Genomic DNA, 17,966 nt, shown 5'->3' with positions numbered 1-17,966 from the left:
TGCATTAATAAAATTTAACAATCAATATTCTCGATAAATCTAACCAATTTATTACTGAATCATTTTATTTACTGACTGAATCTTGCTCAATTCAATCGATTGCACTAGCAAAATATCTGGTTTTATTGAATTATTTAAAGAAAAATTATAACAAACTATCAATTTATTCATTTGATCATTTTGGATTAAATAATAATCCCTAACATTTATTATTAATTACTTAATATTCCCTTCTAAATATTGATAATATTTTATTTAAATTATTTTTCTCGAATGAAAATTAGCTTTTCCTTTTTTTGAGCAGAATTATAGTCGTTTTACCACTTCTTTCTTCGGAATTCTGACTGACCACATACCTCTCAAATCTCCTTTTCTGAATCCCGTTGCCATATCTTCCGGGTAATTTGAACTAATAACCTCTAATGTTGACTTTGAAATATCCACCTCAGGTTTTCCATGACAATTATTGCACAAACCACCAGGAAATATGATTGCCTTGGTGTACAAAAACACCTCTCCACCTTCTATTTTTTGAATATTGGGATCACTCTCTAAACCTTGCTCAGAATTGTAGGCATAGGCCTCCAAAATCATAGCTTCTTCTTCCGTCGGAGCATTGCTGGGGTTGCGGTGTTTGGTAGAAACTCTACGGATAAGAATTTCTTCATTTCCGGATAGCTCATTCTCCAATTCTGTTGCATTGGTTTTGCAAAATTTGATTGCCTCTCCAAAGCCCCCATCAGCAATTGCCTGTTGCAAATTCTCAATTAAATTTTTCTGCGCTTTGGTCGTCAATGAATCCCCCCATTCCATGGCACTCTCCAAAATTTCTACTTCAGAAATCCTCTTGATCTCCATATTCTTGTTCACTTCTTCAAAAGCCTCTTTTGGGATTCTCTCTCTAGGTCCACAGGAAAAGACCAACAAAGTGAACACCCAGGCATATATGCTTATTCTTTCCATAGCTTTTTCTTTATAATTAAAATTACGAATCATTCCTTTATTTCTCTTGAAAAACTGAGAAAGGCAAACTATTGAATTATACTTCTCTTTGTCAAGTAAGGAATTCACGTATTTTTGTTTGAACAATGCCTTTAGCTATGCGAAAGCTTTTTTGCTTCTTTTTACTACTTTTCCTTTCAGGCAATTCCCTATTTGCTCAAAGCTGGGAAAGAATGCAAAGCTGGGGCCTAGACCTTCATGCTATTCATTGGATTAACTCTGAAACTGGCATTGCTGCAGGTGAAAATTTATTGATAAGAACCCAAGATGGAGGAATAACTTGGGAAGAAATTCAAACCCCTGACTTTAATAGGATACAAGCTATTGACTTTTGGGATGAAAATCAGGGGATCGCGTTGGGAAATCAAGGCACCTTAATAAAAACCAATGATGGGGGTAAAAGCTGGGAAGCCTTAGGCAATTTGGTTCCCTCTACTTATTACGACCTAAAATTCATAAGTGAAAACAGCCTTTTAACAGTAGCTGAAGGGGGGAAAATACTTCATTCTAAGGATCAGGGGGGAAATTGGACCCAAATATCTTCTGGAATAACAAATGATCTAAGGTCTATTTCAGTACTCAACGAGCAACTCATTTATATAGCTGGAGACAATGGAAGCATATTAAAAAGTGAGGATAAAGGGACAAGCTGGGAGAAACTAAGTACTGGTACATCGACTCATCTTAACAGTTTGGCTTTTAGCTCAGAAGAGATAGGTTATGCCGTTGGAGCCAATGGAATCATTATTAAGACGGAAGATGGGGGTGAGAATTGGGCAGCTCTTAATTCTACGGTCAATTCGGAATTGACTTCCATTGCTATTAGCCCAATCAACCCTGCCCTGGTTACCGTAGTGGGTAGGGAGGCAGTTGCCTTAAGGTCTACCAATTCAGGAAGTAGCTTTGGCAAAGCCAATTTGGGCAACGGGAATTCAAGAGATGTTTATGGTTTAAATTTTTCCCCGAACCAAAATGTGGTATTTGCTGTAGGAAAAGATGGTTATCTCATAAGATCCAATAATGCTGGGAGTACTTGGAGTACTCTTTTAGCTGGAATAAGATCAAATTTCAGAGAAGCTGAATTTAAATCAGATGCCAGAGGCTTTATTGGAGGTGAAAAAGGAAGCTTTTATATCACCACAAATGGCGCAAGAACAGTGGTCAACAGATCCTTACCGGTAGAAATGGATATAAAAGGCATGGATTTTTGGAACACAAGTTTTGGCTATGCCGCTGGAGCAAATGGACAAATTTTCAGAACAGGCAATGCAGGAAGTGCCTGGGTTTCTGTGCCAGCTCAAACTCCTGAGACCATTACAGGAATGTATCTTTTTGCTCCATCAGTGCTGTATGTCACTGGAACCAATGGTTATATCGCAAGATCTTTTGATTCAGGAGGAACTTGGGATTCGGATATTGTCACCAATACCAATGAAAACTTAGATGATGTCACATATTACGATTTTCAGGTAGGTTTTGCCATGGGAGATAATGGACAAATTAGCTGGACCAATGGAGGAAATACCTGGGAAAACCTTCCAAAATTAACGGAAAGCAATTTAAATGCATTAGCAAAACTAGACTCCAATACGGCTGTAATAGTAGGAAACAAAGGGGCTATTTTAAAATCTGAGGATAAAGCCCAAACCTGGAAAGCCATCAATACGCCATTTGACACGGATTTGTTAGATGTAGATTTCTGGAATGAGTTTTTGGGAATGGCAGTGGGAAAAGGAGGGCATATCATTCTCACCAAAGATGGAGGGGAAAACTGGTTTAAACTAAATAGTGGTACGACACGCGATTTATATGGTGTGAGCATGGGTAATTCCTTAGTGGCTTTTACAGTGGGTGATGATGGGACCATTTTAAAATATGACTGCGTGCCCCCATCTGGAATAAGCGAGATTTCAGGAAACGAAAATGTTTGTTTGGGAGAAAGTACTTATTCAATTATAGACGATTCAAGCGAAGGGTCTCAAATTGTATGGAGAGTGGATGGAGGAGAAATCATTTCCGGGCAAGGCACCAATAGCATACAGATCAACTGGACCAAGGAAGGAAGACAAGGGGTTTTTGTCAGTAGACAGAATTTTTGTGGAAATGGAGAAACTTCGGCTTTGGAAGTCCTAGTATCCAAAATACCTTCAAGTGACTTGGAAATCGATGGTCAAGGTTCGGTTTGCATAGATCAGCAATCAACATACACGATTGAAAGTGAAATGGCTACCGACTATACTTGGTCAGTAGAAGGTGGAGAAATTATTTCTGGACAAGGTACAGCTGAAATTGAGGTACTTTGGGCAGAAAAAGGTGAAACGTCTCTTTCAGTAATTTTGGCAAATAGCTGTGGACAGTCCTCAGAAATTGTGATGCCGGTTTTGGTAAATGCTCCTCCAATGCAGCCAAGTCCAATTATAGGGGAAGCTCAAGTAGGAATTGGAGAATATTTCTATGAAGTAGAAGAAGTTTCAGAGGTAGATTATCAATGGGAAATTGGCGAAGGAGGAAGAATTATTTCTGGTCAGGGGAACTCCAAAATACAGGTGGAATGGCTGGTAGAAGGGGATTTTTCTATCAGTGTAACGCCCCAAAACCAATGTAATGATGGAGAATCAAGGGAGATAGCGGTTAATGTAAATATTATTACCGGGCTGGAACCAGCTGCGGATATTAATCTCAAAATCTTTCCAAATCCAAGCCAGGGTTCGATAACTATATCCTCTGAGAATTTATCCCACTATCAAGAGATTAATCTAGTCAATGCGCTAGGTCAAGAAGTCATGCAAAAGACGATACTTGAAGGGCAAAGAGAAGTGAATTTCACAGAAATGCCCAAAGGTCTTTGGATGGTTGTTTTAAAAGGTAAAAAAGGAATTCAAATTAGAAAAGTGATCGTTAAGTAAGTAAGGGAAAAAGTTAGTTTCCGTCTTCTCCTCTTACGATTACATATTGGAAAATATCTCCAATCACTCCATTTTTAATAAAGGCTCTCTTTAAGATTGCTTCAGGTATGTAACCTGCTTTTTCCAAAACATTCATGGATTGCCCATTAAAATCATATACCTGAGCAAAAATCCGCTGAATATCGAATTTTTCAAAAATGAACTTGGTATAAAGCTTTACGGCCTCACAGGCAATACCTTTCCCCCAATAGGGTTCTCCTATCCAAAACCCCAATTCCATATTAGTTCGAAGTTCATCGCTCCCTCTATCTGAACCAATGGCTCCAGCAAGCTTTCCTTCAAACTCAATTGCGAAATTTTGAGGCGGATTAAATTTTTGATTGTGTTCAATCCAATAACGTGCATCATGAATCGTATAAGGCTGCGGAAAGCTATCCTTTAAATTCATGGCAATTTTTGGATTATTAGCGAGAGGATAGAGTTGATGAAAATGCGACTCATTCCAAGTCACTAAACTAATTGCTCTTTCTCCTGCGATGATCATAAAAGTCCTTTGGTTAATCCCTTAAGATAATAGGCTTATTTCAGAATGTATAAAATTGCGAAAAATAATTCAGACAAATAGCTTGCCTATTCTGCTAAACCACTGTTTTGCATTTTTTCTAGGTTCTCAGCCAGTCTCAATGCGGAGATAAATTCCTCAATGTGTCCATCCATGACATCAGGTAGGTTATAAACCGTTTTATTGATTCTATGGTCAGTCACCCTAGATTGGGAATAATTATAGGTTCTGATTTTATCAGAACGATCTCCACTTCCAACCATGGATTTCCTTTGGGCACCTACTGATTCATTATGTTTTGCCAGTTCGATTTCATACAATCTGGACCGAAGTACTTTCAGGGCTTTTTCGAAGTTTTTAATTTGAGACTTTTCATCCTGACAAGTAACTACCAATCCAGTAGGATTGTGAGTCAAACGAACAGCAGAATAGGTGGTATTGACAGACTGTCCACCTGGACCAGAGGAACAATAAGTGTCTTTTCTGACATCATTCATATCAAGATGAACCTCTACTTCATCCATTTCGGGTAAAACTGCCACAGAAGCTGCAGAAGTATGAACTCTTCCTTGGGATTCAGTAGCGGGAACCCGCTGCACTCGATGTACTCCCGACTCATATTTCAGCATACCATAAACATCTGCTCCAGAAACGGTAGCAATGATCTCTTTATATCCACCTGCTGATCCAAATGTTAAATCCAGAACTGTCAGTTTCCAGCCCTGCATTTCACAAAACCTCTCGTACATTCTGAATAAGTCTCCTGCAAAAATAGATGCCTCATCTCCACCGGATCCACCACGTATTTCCAGGATACAATCTTTGGAATCATTGGGATCTTTAGGAATTAATAGCTGCTTGAGCTCTTCTTCCAATTCATCCTTTCTACTTCGAAGCTCATCTATTTCCAATTTGGCCATTTCTCTGAACTCGGGATCCTTCTCTTTGTCGAGCATTTCCTTAGAGCTTGTGATATTTTGCAATACCAAGCTATACTCATCGTAAGCACTTACGATTTTTTCAAGATCCTTATATTCCTTCGTCAGCTTTGCGTACTTACTCATATCTGCCATACTATCCGGCAGGATGATCAGTTGCCCAACTTCCTCAAAACGTTCCTTTAGGGCCTGTAATTTATCCAGCATAATTAAACTTTTGCGATGCAAAAATAGGGATTATTACTCGAAAATCAGAAGTAGTAGCTTAACCCAATACAATTATTAAATCGTCCCATTCCAACAGTACTAGTAGTACCAATTTTTTAGAAGGCGGAAATAATCCATATAATGATAAAAATTCAAAGACTACCAAGCCCTTCTTAAGGTAAAAGCAGATAGATTTAATAATTTTTTGTGACTCATGATTATCTTCCACATTCTCCAATCGCTCTGACTCCTGTCTCACGAATCAACCAAAAAAATCTCCAACAATCAATCACGACTAGTTCAAGTGACGTCTAGTTGGAAAAGCCCTTCGGGATCAAAGCTTTTAGCCTAGCCCAGGGTTTCAACCCTAGGTAATAAGATGCAGTATTTTCCCCAGCGCTGGCCCGGGATCATCATTCGGAGGCGAGAACATTTCGCCAGCAAGATAGAAACAGGAATATCTTCTTGGTACTTTTGAAAGGCAAAAGTACCCCTGCCTTCCGGCAGGCAGGCAAAACCTCTTGCCAGCGTCTATGCTTCAAATCTGTCTTTATTATGAGAAAACAAATCGATTTTCGACCGATTTGATTTTTGGAGCTTGTCTTTACCTAAAAATCGGCGGATCTCAATCGAAGCTCGCGAGCTAGCCGATTTTTTTTAACGGTCCAGACGGCACACCAAAAACCTCATATACCCAATGGCAAATAGTCCAAGTGAGGATTAATCGACAGACCCCATCGGGGTCAAAGCTTTATAGCCTGGTATGAAAGCCTGAGGAAGGAAGGCTGAAATGCCAGGTAAATAAAAACCTTGAATCCCCCAGCGCTGGCCCGGGATCGTCATTTGGAGGCGAGAACATTTCGCCAGCAAGATGAAGGTGAACAATGGATAGTCCTGCTTCTAGAGAAGCAGGACAACGAGATGTGGAGAACAGCTTTCGGACAGTCAGGAACAAACCATGATCGAGAAACTCAGAAACAACGCCAGCTAAACCCTTTACCTAGTAAACTCGAATACAGAACTCTTTATAAATTGGAATTAGATTTCGGTCTGTGACCCACCGCCCGAGGTAATAATCCATAGACTAGTAGCGCTTACCATAGAAGTCTCGTCCATAGATCATGAACTATATAAAAACAGCAACCTTTCTCTTGGTTTGGATAGCTGCAAGCAGTTGTGAAAAAGAAGAACCAATAAAAACCTGCATCGATCCAGAAAAAATTAGCAATGATGGATGCACCATGGAATACCAACCTGTCTGCGGCTGTGATGGTCAAACATATGGGAATTCATGCGTAGCAGAAACCTCTGGACTCCTTTCTTGGACAGAGGGAGCTTGTAATCAATAAGGCCACTTCAAATTGAAGTGGCCTTATTGATTTTATTCTACCGTAACAGACTTTGCCAGATTCCTAGGCTGATCTACATTACAGCCTCTCATAACGGCAATGTGATAGGAAAGCAATTGTAGAGGCACCACTGCTACCAGCGGCACGAATGCTTCATGGATTGCAGGTATTTCAATCACATGGTCTGCCATATTTTTCACCTGTGTATCCCCTTTAGTCACTACAGCGATCACTTTCCCTTTTCTTGCTTTTACTTCTTGAATATTGCTGACCACTTTCTCATAAGAGCTGTCTTGAGTAGCAATGAAAATCACCGGCATTTCCTCATCAATCAAAGCAATGGGTCCATGCTTCATTTCTGCTGCCGGATACCCTTCCGCATGGATATAAGAAATTTCTTTCAATTTCAATGCACCTTCTAGTGCCACCGGGAAATTATACCCTCTTCCCAAGTAAAGCGCGTTTCTAACATCCTTATATTCTTCAGCAATGTATTTAATTGCTTCATTACTAGTCAATGCCTCTTCCACTTTAGATGGTACCGAAGCCAATTCATGTAGCAATTGAACGTATTTACTTTCTGTCAACGTTCCTCTTTGATATCCTAATTTCAAGGCCATCATTGCCAAAACGGATATTTGAGCAGTAAATGCTTTGGTTGAAGCCACACCTATTTCCGGCCCAGCATGAGTATAAGAACCCGCATGCGTTGCCCTCGGAATAGAAGAACCTACCACATTACAAACTCCAAAAATGGTGGCTCCTTTAGATTTCGCCAGCTCTATGGCAGCCAAGGTATCTGCAGTTTCACCAGATTGGGAAATTGCTATCAAAAAGTCTTTTTCATTGATCACTGGATTCCTATATCGAAACTCCGAAGCATATTCTACTTCCACAGGAACTCTAGCAAATTCTTCAAAAAGGTACTCTGCTACTAATCCGGCATGCCAGGAAGTTCCACAGGCAGTAATGATAATCCTTTCTGCATTTTGGAATTTATTCATGTAATCCCTCAATCCACCTAAGACCAATCTTCCTGATTTAGCATCTAGCCTACCTCGAAGACAATCAGCTATTGATTTTGGCTGTTCGTAAATTTCTTTGAGCATAAAATGCTCATACCCACCTTTTTCTATGGCCTCTAGCTCTAGTTCAAGCTGATTGATATAAGGACTGGTCTCAATATTTTCAATAGTTTTGACTTGCAGCCTATTATTTCTGATCACTGCAATCTCATAATCATCTAGATATACCACTTTATTAGTATACTCAATAATCGGTGTAGCATCAGAAGCTAAAAAATACTCATCTTCTCCAACTCCTATCACTAAAGGAGATCCTTTTCTAGCGGCAATTAAGGTATCAGGTTCTTCTTTGTTGATCAAAACAATCGCATATGCACCTACTACTTTATGTAAAGCAAGTCTTAGGGCTTCTTCCAGACTACAGTCATTGTTGACGTAGATATCCTCAATAAACTTGACAAAAACCTCTGTGTCAGTATCACTTTGGAATTGATAGCCTCTTTTCTCTAAGTCTTTTTTTAGTACTTCATAATTTTCAATTATCCCATTGTGAATAATTGCCAATTTTTCAGAAGAAGAATAATGAGGATGTGCATTGACATCATTTGGTTCTCCATGAGTCGCCCACCGAGTGTGGCCAATTCCAATTTTGGAAGTTAGGCCTTCATTGGAACTCAAAAAATTCTCCAATTCAGAGACTTTTCCCTTCTTTTTATATACTCCTAAACCCTTTTCGTTTAATAAAGCGACTCCAGCGCTATCATACCCTCTATATTCCAATCTTCGGAGTCCTTTTAAGATGATAGGCAAAGCTTCCTGCTGGCCCACATACGCGACAATTCCACACATAATTAAAAATTCTGTTTCTTTTTTAGAACTTCCGTAAAGAAACAGGTTTCATGCCAAAAAAAATAGCCCACTTATTAAAATTTAATAAGTGGGCTAAATCTGATTTTATAAATCTGGCTTTATCTAACCTTAGAATAGATTACCTGAAGTTTAATTTTATTTTTATCTACTATAAACTGTCGTAAAGATTGTCTAAAAGGGTCTTGGCCCGAAGCAATGGGACTACTTACAAAACCACCATAAACTAGCCAATCTTTTCGAAGTAATTGACCCCGATAAACCGCATTCAAGTAAGAAGTTATCAATTGGTTATAAGAACCTTTTTCCGAATCAAAATTAATTGCTGCTGGAGCAGAAACGTTGGGCACTTCATCACCATCCTCATTGGTAAAGACCTGAGATTGGCCATCGGCCTGAACCGTAAAATAAACGGACGTTCCACTTTCTATAAACTGATTGGAGTCATCAGTAAAATATAACGATAGTTTCTGTGGGGCTGTTTGTCCTTCTGGGTATTCATCCACTTCTCCAATCATAATATTTACCTGATTGAACGTTACTCCAGGCAAGGTGTCGAGAAAGCTATCTATTGGACTAGTATCCAATTTGATCATCATGCCAAGGCCAGCTTTTAAGCCTACTTTGGGGCCTGTTGAATAATTTTCTGATGGCTCTGTGACAACGGCAGTTGGAGTACCTGTTCTATCACTTTCAATTCCAGTAAAATATCTTGAGGAGGCTGCAGTAGAAACCGCAGTACTTACTTCATATAAAGTTGACGCTGTATCTCCCGGGTAATGATAATAAGTAGCGATTTTGGTATCGGTATTTAGAGCAATACCAAGAGTGGTATTATCCCCTTCTTTTCCTTTAAAAGCTACACCAGGAAAATAATCTCTAAATAAAAACAGGTCTTGAAACTCAAGCCCACGCTTCATTTTCCCAAAGAAATCTTCACGAAATTCTTCATTTAGAGGTAAGGAAATAATGGTGTCTTTCACTTCACCAAAAGTAAATTCTCCTGTGGCGATAGGATTTTCCTCAAACATTAACTTATCAAAGCTATAGTAAGCCGTATCTAAAATAGGCTCAGTTAAGCGATAAATATTTAAGGTTTTTCCTTCATCCAAATTTTCCCCATCCACACTGATCACTCTCACGTCAAAAAACATGGAGTCCAAAAATGCCTCAGGAGTTGGTCGCTCTTTATTTACATCCACGTGTAAACGAGTGTATCCTGTTGCTTCAGTACGGCCAAAGTAATCATCTTGCTCAATACCCACCACGAGATTACCTCTCTTGGTGGTATTGAATGAATCGATTAACACAACCTCAGCAGGTAATTCAAACTCTTCGAAAAACGTACCAATCTGGTTGTTTCCCGGAGCAAGTTCGATACCCACCGTAGCAGGGTCGCTGCAAGAATTAGTTAAAATGATGGACAAGAGGGCCCATAGGGCCAATTTAGCCGGCGAGTGTTGTGTAAATGCCGTAGAGCTCTTCATGAGCCTGTTCTTCTGCTTCGATGCTGATTTCAAACTTCTTGTCTTTTGAGAAATCCTCTATTAGTTGGTTCAATTTATCTGACACTTCTCCGCCTTTCACCACCATGTCTGCATACTGCATTCCCATGCTGATAAAGCCTTCAAAGTCTTTGCTTTTCAAAGGTGCTAAAATAGTATCATCTATGTCTACCATCTTAACCTTGTTTAACAAATCGTCGCCAAAGGTATGAGAAAATCCGTTGTTATAAATAGCAAAAACAGATTTAGTATCTTTAAATAAAGGTTCGTTTTTGTAGGTCGTTTTCAAATACATTGGAATTAAACTGGTCATCCAGTCATTACAATGCACGATATCAGGAGCCCAACCCAATTTCTTAACAGTCTCTATAACTCCCTTACAGAAGAAGATCGCTCTTTCGTCGTTATCTTCGTAAAATTTCTGCTGCTTGTCATGGAACACGCTCTTACGCTGGAAGTAATCCTCGTTATCTATGAAGTAGACCTGCAATTTCGCATTCGGAATGGAAGCCACTTTGATTACTAAAGGTTTTTCTTCTTCTCCCACTGCAATATTGATTCCTGAAAGACGAACTACTTCGTGAAGTCTGTTTTTTCTTTCATTGATCAAACCAAATCTTGGCACCAAAATTCGAATTTCCATTCCTTTCTCTTGCATCGCTTGAGGAAGAGATCTTAGGAAATTGGCTACTTCGGAAGTTTGGAGAAAAGGGTTGATTTCACTTGCAACGTAGAGGATACGTAGTTTAGACATGCTCTTTGGATTTTATCGTTATTATGGTGATAAACAACGGCACAAAGATAATAAAAAAAGCCTTATAAGCCTTGTTTTTCTAAATATTAATCTAGTTTTGCTGCTATTTACCTATTAAATACCCCTATTCCGTGCAGGTTTTAAAAACGGGAGCAGAATGGCAAAAAATATGGCTCCAATCGCTCCAAAGCCAGAAAATCATCGGTTTCGTACCTACAATGGGCGCCTTACATGAAGGGCATTTAGATCTGATTAGAAACTCCAAGAAATCAAATGATATTACAGTAGTTTCTATCTTCGTAAACCCCATTCAGTTCAATAATCAAGAGGATTTTGACAATTATCCATCCCTAATCAAGGAGGATTTAGCCCTTTTGGAGAAAGAAAATGTGGACGTAGTTTACCTTCCCGATCCCCAAAGTATGTACCCTGAAAAACCAGTTCTAAGCATGCATTTTGGTGACTTGGAATCTGTTTTAGAAGGCGCTTTTAGACCGGGACATTTCAGTGGGGTAGGCATTATCGTTTCTAAACTTTTTAATATTATCCGACCTCATCAGGCTTTCTTTGGTCAGAAAGATTTACAGCAGGTGGCTGTAATCAAAAGAATGGTTAAAGACCTTTCCTTTCAGACAGAAATTATCACTGTGCCCACTCGCAGGGAAGAAGACGGCTTAGCATTGTCCTCCAGAAACTTGAGACTTAGTAAAGAAGAAAGAGATGCATCTTTAATCCTGATAGAAAGTTTAAATCTTGCTAAAAATGAACTTTTAGCTGGTAAAGATTGGTTGGCAGTTCGAAACCAAATTCAGCAAAAATTTGAGGATGAGCCACTGGCCAATTTAGAGTATTTTGAGCTTATCAACCCAGATAATTTTCAAGTCATTGAATCCATTGCACAGTCAAAAGCTTCCAGTATCTGTGTAGCTTCTTATATTGGAAATATCAGATTAATAGATAACCTTCCAATAATTCCTTAATTTTGCGGCAAATTTCAAGCAATGCAAATCCAAGTATTAAAATCTAAAATCCATCGAGTTAAAATAACCCAGGCAGAACTACATTATGTAGGTTCCGTAACTATTGATGAAGACTTAATGGATGCAGCCAATTTGATCGAGAATGAAAAAGTTCAAATTGTCAATATCAATAATGGGGAACGATTAGAAACCTATGTGATTACTGGCGAGAGAGGTAGCGGACAGATATGCTTAAATGGCCCAGCCGCAAGAAAGGCACAAGTTGGGGATGTAGTCATCATTATTTCTTATGCAGGCATGGAGCAGTCGGAAGCCAAGCAACATAAACCTATCGTTATCTTCCCAGACGATAATAACAAAATCATTTGATGAACAATCAAAAGCTTAAACAATGGATCCAGGTGGCCATTTCCTTAGGGATAGCCGTCTGGATTTTTTGGTTTTTATATAAAGATATTGCCATTGAAAGCCTGATTCAGCAAATTAAAACCAGTAATTGGTTATGGATTGGAGCTTCTATATTTATCTCCTTTTTTGGCTATTATTTAAGAGGCTGGAGATGGACTTTATTGATTCATGAGGTGGAAGGAAAGAAAGTCACTCCCAACCGAGGTTATCATGCCACCATGGTTGGGTACTTGGTAAACTTACTTATTCCTCGAGCAGGTGAAGTTGCAAAATGCGGGGTGTTAACGCGAACGAATGGGGTTTCTTTAGGACATTTATTAGGCACCGTCATCTTAGAGCGAAGTGTAGATTTGCTTTGCCTTATTGCTACCATTTTTCTAGCATTCATCTTACAAAACGAATTATTTATTGAGCTAGCAGGCCAATTAGTGAATATAGATTCACTTTTAGCAAGCTTACAATCCAATTTGCCCATTGTTTTTGGAGGATTATTAGTGCTAATCCTAATTCTCAGGTTAATCTTCAAAAGGTTTTCTGATCATGGTATCATTAATAAAATCCAACACTTCTTTCGGGAAATTGGTGGAGGATTAAAAAGAATTGGCCAGATGGATAATCCATGGGGCTTTTGGATAGGATCAATTGTGCTTTGGATCATTTATTTCATGACCATGTATCTTGTATCTTTGGGTATAAGTAGCACTGCCAATTTGTCCAGTGGAGAAGTCCTTTTAGTCATGGTTATGGGAAGTATTGGCATGGTAGCGCCTGTTCAAGGGGGAATTGGTACCTTTCACGCACTTGTGGCCTTTATTTTGATCCAATTTGGAGTATCAGAAGTGGATGGTAAAATTTTCGCAGCCATCATCCATGGAACACAGTTAATTCTGGTTATTGTATTAGGTTTAATAAGTTGGTTAACCATGATGAAATTACCGACCTATAAACAACCTGAAAGTCATTAATACGTTATCAACAAGCAAACAATAAAGCTATGATTTTTGTCATTGTAATCCTTTTTGCCATCGCCGGTTTCGCGGTCAGTTCAAGGCTAAAAAGCAAATTCAAAAAATATTCTCAGACTCCTTTGCAGGCAAACCTGTCAGGGGCTGAAATCGCCAAATTAATGTTGGCAGATAATAACATCTCAGATGTTCAGGTAGTTTGTGTGGAAGGTCAATTAACAGACCATTACAACCCAGCAAACAGAACAGTCAACTTGAGCCCAGATGTTTATTATGGTAGAAATGCAGCTTCTGCAGCAGTTGCATCGCACGAGTGTGGGCACGCGGTGCAGCATGCAACTTCTTACACTTGGTTAAACCTGAGGTCTACCCTAGTTCCAATTCAGCATAGTGCTGGCAAGATTTTAAATATTGTCTTGATCGCTTCCCTATTTGGAGGTTTTGCTTTGGGACTCCCCATTCCTTTTATAGGCTACATTGTGGTTGGTTCCTATAGTGTCATCACACTATTTACCATCGTTACGCTTCCTGTGGAATTTGATGCAAGTAGCCGGGCTTTGGCATGGGTAAAAACCCGAAACATCGTAACGCCTAGTGAGTATGAGATGTCTAAAGATGCTCTTAAATGGGCTGCCATGACTTATGTGGTTGCGGCATTAGCCTCTATCACCACTTTAGCATACTATATCATGGTGTTTTTCGGAGGAAGAGATTGATACAGATCAAATAAGAATTGAGAAGAGGGGCAAGCTTTTGTCCCTCTTCTTTTTTTGCCATATCTTCCATATAGTTACAATAAACCAAGTATTTTATGGATTTTCAATTGACAGAAGAGCATCTTGCAGTAAAAGAAGCGGCCAGAGAATTTGCCCAAACTGAGCTTTTACCAGGTGTAATTGAAAGAGATACCCATGGGATTTTCCCAAAAGAACAGGTCAAAAAAATGGGGGAACTGGGATTTTTGGGAATGATGGTCAAGCCTGAAAATAATGGCGGCGGAATGGATACTTTATCCTATGTGATAGCCATGGAGGAACTGTCCAAAATTGATGCTTCTGCTTCAGTAGCCATGTCTGTCAATAACTCTTTGGTCTGCTGGGGACTTGAAAAATATGGGACCGAAGCCCAAAAAGAAAAATACTTAAGACCCTTGGCATCAGGAGAAGTTTTAGGAGCTTTTTGTTTATCGGAGCCAGAAGCTGGTTCGGATGCCACCTCCCAGCGAACAGAGGCCAAACTTAATGGAGATCATTACATTTTAAATGGTACGAAAAATTGGATTACCAATGGCAATTCTGCCAGTATATACTTGGTCATTGCCCAAACTCATCCGGAATTAGGCCATAAAGGAATTTCTGTATTTATTGTAGAAAGAGAGTGGGATGGATTTGTCGTAGGTAAAAAAGAAGATAAGCTAGGAATTCGAGGCTCTGACACCCATTCACTCATGTTTACCGATGTCAAAGTTCCTGTAGAAAATAGAATTGGAGAAGAAGGCTTTGGTTTTACTTATGCCATGGAAACACTTAATGGAGGCAGAATTGGCATTGCTGCTCAAGCTCTTGGAATTGCTGCAGGAGCCTATGAATTGGCTTTGGCTTATTCAAAAGAACGCGAAGCTTTTGGCAAACCCATCAGTAAACATCAAGCCATTCAATTTAAACTTGCAGATATGGCAACCCAAATTGAAGCGGCTCGTCTGTTAGTCTACAAAGCCGCTTGGACCAAAGATCAAGGCGAAGATTACTCTCAAGCTTCGGCGATAGCAAAATTATATGCTTCTCAAGTTGCGATGGATGTCACAGTAGAAGCGATTCAGGTTCATGGAGGCTATGGCTATGTCAAAGAGTATCACGTAGAAAGATTAATGAGAGATGCTAAGATCACTCAGATCTACGAGGGCACTTCAGAGATACAAAAAATAGTAATATCCAGAAGTTTATTAAGATAATCCAGTTTCAAGCTTTATTGAACAGGTATAATTACAAGAAATTACGCCTTTTTTTATTTTTTATAACCATTTATCAAATTTTTTAGTAATTAAGTAAGAAAAATCATATTTTTGATTTTTGGTTTTTCTTCAAAAAATTAATGGAATACTACAATAAAGTTATTGAATCGATTAATGTCCGCTTTTTAAAGGGCAATAATTATCAGGTGGAAAAGCCTGCAACAATAGTTAACTACGAGGAACCTGAAAATACGCTAGTCCTGCTTCATCATGGTTCTTTGAAATTTGGTGAAGACCAAGAATTAGTTAACGAAGGCGAAGTACTTTTCTTACCTGGAGGCCAGAAAACTGTTCTGACTTTTGGCGGAAGCGCCAAAAAAAGCGAAATGAGCTTAGATCAGTTTACGGAATCCAAGCGAAAGCACCTTCAAAGTTTAAGTTTCAGAGAGATTAAGAACACTGAAGATGACTGTATTTCTATGGTCAGCTTTGAATCTAAAGTGTTTGATGTTGTTAATTTCTTCAACTCTCTTGATATCCCTCCTTTCATCATTAGGTTCAACGATCGTTTGGCTACGATCATAGAAGATTTGATGAAGGAAATGGAGCAAAGCAATGTTGGAAAAGAACGCGCTTTAAAATCACAAACTGAATTATTGGTCATCGAATTATTGAGACATATTCTCAAAAATAGATTATTTCTTGAGGAATTGTCCACCAATTCTACCTACTTCAAAGATCCTAGATTAATAGACCTGTTCAATTACATCAAGACCAACCTTGGCGGAGACCTTTCAAATAAGATTCTAGCCAAAGTTGCCAATGTTTCCGAGGACTACGTAGGTCAATATTTCAAGATGCTAACAGGTATTAATCCTCAGGATTACATAGAATATCAAAGAATGGAGGCTGCAGTTGAGCTTTTGAGAACAACCAAGAAATCAATCCGGGATATCGGGAAAGAGGTTGGTTATAAAGATACCGCTTACTTCTGTAGACGTTTTAAAATGATGTACGGAGTACCAGCTGGTAAAATGAGAAGGAGAGAATCCTTAATTAACGTTTAACGTAGAATTATACCAAGCCTTAAAATTTAAGACCTCGGCTAAAAAGTCGGGGTCTTTTTCTATGCTATTACCAAGCACAACTAAGTCAGCTCCCGCTTCATAGGCTTCTCTTACTTTTTCCTGAGAATCAATACCTCCACCAATAATCAAAGGGCATGAAATGGCTTTTGAGAGGGTTTCGATCACTTGACTTGAAACAGGCTTTTGAGCACCGCTTCCAGCATCTAAAAAGAAATACCTCATTCCCAAAAAGTAACCTGCCAAAGCGGTGGCCTTTACCAGCTTCGATTTAGAATTAGGGATGGGCAAGGTTTGACTTACTGCATGAACACTGTGAATCTCACCATCATTAACAAGTAAATAGCCTGTTGGCAGCACTTCCAACCCCATAGAATTTACAAGGGGAGCTGCCGCTACCTGCTGACCAATCAAAAACTCTGGATTTCTACCTGAGATTAGAGATAAAAATAAAATAGCGTCTGCAGCCTCCGAAAGCTGCATTTGAGATCCTGGGAAAATAACAATCGGAATCTTACCAGTATGTTGCCGAATAGTAGAAACTACCTTATCAAAATTATTCTTTTCTAAATGGCTTCCCCCAATCAATATCAGATCTAAACCTGACTCTTGAACCCAAGAGAAATTTTTTAGAAAATGATCGGTTCCCTGCCATTTATCAGGATCTATTAACCAAGCCAAACCTTTACTTTTCGACTGGTGCAGATCCTTGAGGAGTTTACTTACCTTTTTCGATTTCTTCAGCATCCTCTGAGGGGTTACTAAATAAATTTGGCAATAGCTTTTCTTTGGCCATGGCTAGTCCCAGAATCATTAACCTTTGGCTTAAGCTAGGCCAAAACCCTCCAGATTTATTCGAGCTTTTTAATTTATGCTCAAGCTCTTCAGTCAAAAGGCCTTCTTTTTCCAGAACTGCAATTGCTTTTTCAGTATCCCGGTTCTTTTTACGACTCTTTCTACTGGTAATCGCAAAGGCTATCAAGCCACCGGCAAGAGCCACTGCGCCTATTTTCACCCATTGTTCAGAATCCTTCTTTAATAAGTCAAGCTGCTTTGAAAGCGTTTGCTCTAACTCCTCAGCTTTGTCTTCAAGTTCCTTGCTCATCTTTATTATTCTTAATCTTCCGGGCATTGAAAATGAATACCTTCATACCACTTTGAATATTTCTCTGAATACTTTTAGAATATCTACTAACGTAAAGAAAGCCTAAAATTGCCAAGTAAATCAGACCTACTAACAAGAAGCCCATGAAAGGCGTGTTGGTAAATTGACTGAGATAGAAAGCAAGTGAAAAGCTGAAAAACAAAAGCACTAGTAAACAGATTGCTGCCATAAAGAAAAGCAGCAATAGTCTGGAAATAATTCCTAGAAACTCTTCTTGAATGTCATGCTTAACAATATCGATTTTAGTCTCAACAATTCCTTTGACTGTCTGAACTATATCTCCAATATTTAACATAT

17 protein-coding genes are annotated in these 17,966 nt (G+C 39.0%); 8 read left to right on the top strand and 9 right to left on the bottom strand.

Annotated features, from left to right (window positions below; all coding sequences use genetic code 11):
* Positions 1-306: 306 nt before the first annotated feature.
* Complete coding sequence (locus ALPR1_RS02535; protein WP_237701609.1) at positions 307-1,071, bottom strand: Tll0287-like domain-containing protein; 765 nt, start codon at positions 1,069-1,071, stop codon at positions 307-309.
* A 29-nt stretch (positions 1,072-1,100) separates the two neighbouring features.
* Here ALPR1_RS02535 and ALPR1_RS02530 point away from each other — a divergent pair, with 29 nt between their 5' ends.
* Positions 1,101-3,908, top strand: coding sequence for a YCF48-related protein (locus tag ALPR1_RS02530; RefSeq protein WP_161599214.1), 2,808 nt, complete (start codon positions 1,101-1,103; stop codon positions 3,906-3,908).
* Positions 3,909-3,921: 13 nt separating this feature from the next.
* On the opposite strand, the gene ALPR1_RS02525 is transcribed toward ALPR1_RS02530, so the two are convergent.
* Both ALPR1_RS02525 and prfA read right to left on the bottom strand, forming a co-directional pair.
* Entirely contained in the window at positions 3,922-4,452 is a 531-nt protein-coding gene (locus ALPR1_RS02525; RefSeq protein WP_008198200.1) for a GNAT family N-acetyltransferase, read from the bottom strand.
* A gap of 86 nt (positions 4,453-4,538) precedes the next feature.
* Positions 4,539-5,615: a peptide chain release factor 1 gene (prfA, locus tag ALPR1_RS02520; protein ID WP_008198199.1), complete on the bottom strand. Its 1,077-nt coding sequence runs from the start codon at positions 5,613-5,615 to the stop codon at positions 4,539-4,541.
* Positions 5,616-6,736: 1,121 nt separating this feature from the next.
* On the opposite strand from prfA, the gene ALPR1_RS02505 reads away from it, so the two are divergent.
* Entirely contained in the window at positions 6,737-6,964 is a 228-nt protein-coding gene (locus ALPR1_RS02505; protein ID WP_008198198.1) for a Kazal-type serine protease inhibitor family protein, read from the top strand.
* A gap of 32 nt (positions 6,965-6,996) precedes the next feature.
* Here the strand turns inward: ALPR1_RS02505 and glmS are convergent, their stop codons facing one another.
* The 3 genes from glmS to ALPR1_RS02490 form a co-directional block, all read right to left on the bottom strand.
* The gene (glmS, locus tag ALPR1_RS02500; RefSeq protein WP_008198197.1) at positions 6,997-8,838 is read right to left on the bottom strand and encodes a glutamine--fructose-6-phosphate transaminase (isomerizing); all 1,842 of its coding nucleotides are present in this window, start codon (positions 8,836-8,838) and stop codon (positions 6,997-6,999) included.
* A 119-nt stretch (positions 8,839-8,957) separates the two neighbouring features.
* A complete protein-coding gene (locus ALPR1_RS02495) occupies positions 8,958-10,343 on the bottom strand; it encodes a DUF4270 family protein (protein WP_040302480.1) in 1,386 nt (461 codons plus the stop codon).
* Positions 10,303-11,115 (bottom strand): glycogen/starch synthase, encoded by an 813-nt coding sequence (locus ALPR1_RS02490; RefSeq protein ID WP_008198195.1) that lies wholly within the window; start codon positions 11,113-11,115, stop codon positions 10,303-10,305. The genes ALPR1_RS02495 and ALPR1_RS02490 overlap by 41 nt, the downstream gene beginning before the upstream one ends.
* Before the next feature lie 131 nt (positions 11,116-11,246).
* Here ALPR1_RS02490 and panC point away from each other — a divergent pair, with 131 nt between their 5' ends.
* The 6 genes from panC to ALPR1_RS02460 all read left to right on the top strand — a co-directional run bounded on the left by panC (position 11,247) and on the right by ALPR1_RS02460 (position 16,486).
* Positions 11,247-12,095 carry a pantoate--beta-alanine ligase gene (gene panC / locus ALPR1_RS02485; RefSeq protein WP_008198194.1) on the top strand — a complete coding sequence of 283 codons (849 nt, stop codon included), beginning with the start codon at positions 11,247-11,249 and terminating at the stop codon, positions 12,093-12,095.
* Positions 12,096-12,116: 21 nt separating this feature from the next.
* A complete protein-coding gene (gene panD, locus ALPR1_RS02480) occupies positions 12,117-12,464 on the top strand; it encodes an aspartate 1-decarboxylase (RefSeq protein ID WP_008198192.1) in 348 nt (115 codons plus the stop codon).
* On the top strand, positions 12,464-13,468 hold the full coding sequence (locus ALPR1_RS02475) for a lysylphosphatidylglycerol synthase transmembrane domain-containing protein (RefSeq protein ID WP_008198190.1): 1,005 nt from the start codon (positions 12,464-12,466) through the stop codon (positions 13,466-13,468). The genes panD and ALPR1_RS02475 overlap by 1 nt, the downstream gene beginning before the upstream one ends.
* Before the next feature lie 29 nt (positions 13,469-13,497).
* On the top strand, positions 13,498-14,184 hold the full coding sequence (locus tag ALPR1_RS02470; protein WP_008198189.1) for a zinc metallopeptidase: 687 nt from the start codon (positions 13,498-13,500) through the stop codon (positions 14,182-14,184).
* 95 nt (positions 14,185-14,279) lie between these two features.
* A complete protein-coding gene (locus ALPR1_RS02465) occupies positions 14,280-15,419 on the top strand; it encodes an acyl-CoA dehydrogenase (RefSeq protein WP_008198187.1) in 1,140 nt (379 codons plus the stop codon).
* A 140-nt stretch (positions 15,420-15,559) separates the two neighbouring features.
* The gene (locus ALPR1_RS02460; RefSeq protein WP_008198184.1) at positions 15,560-16,486 is read left to right on the top strand and encodes an AraC family transcriptional regulator; all 927 of its coding nucleotides are present in this window, start codon (positions 15,560-15,562) and stop codon (positions 16,484-16,486) included.
* Here ALPR1_RS02460 and ALPR1_RS02455 read toward each other — a convergent pair.
* The 3 genes from ALPR1_RS02455 to ALPR1_RS02445 are packed head-to-tail and all read right to left on the bottom strand — an operon-like array spanning position 16,472 to position 17,964.
* Positions 16,472-17,251 (bottom strand): phosphoglycerol geranylgeranyltransferase, encoded by a 780-nt coding sequence (locus tag ALPR1_RS02455; RefSeq protein ID WP_040302479.1) that lies wholly within the window; start codon positions 17,249-17,251, stop codon positions 16,472-16,474. The genes ALPR1_RS02460 and ALPR1_RS02455 overlap by 15 nt on opposite strands.
* Positions 17,223-17,609: a hypothetical protein gene (locus ALPR1_RS02450; RefSeq protein WP_008198182.1), complete on the bottom strand. Its 387-nt coding sequence runs from the start codon at positions 17,607-17,609 to the stop codon at positions 17,223-17,225. The genes ALPR1_RS02455 and ALPR1_RS02450 overlap by 29 nt, the downstream gene beginning before the upstream one ends.
* Entirely contained in the window at positions 17,593-17,964 is a 372-nt protein-coding gene (locus ALPR1_RS02445) for a phage holin family protein (protein ID WP_008198181.1), read from the bottom strand. The genes ALPR1_RS02450 and ALPR1_RS02445 overlap by 17 nt, the downstream gene beginning before the upstream one ends.
* Between the last annotated feature and the right edge of the window lie 2 nt (positions 17,965-17,966).

This window comes from Algoriphagus machipongonensis (assembly GCF_000166275.1).
GTDB classification, from domain to species: Bacteria; Bacteroidota; Bacteroidia; order Cytophagales; family Cyclobacteriaceae; genus Algoriphagus; species Algoriphagus machipongonensis.
The sequence above is the reverse complement of the archived record's forward strand: the minus strand, read 5'-3'. Positions and strand labels throughout refer to the sequence as shown.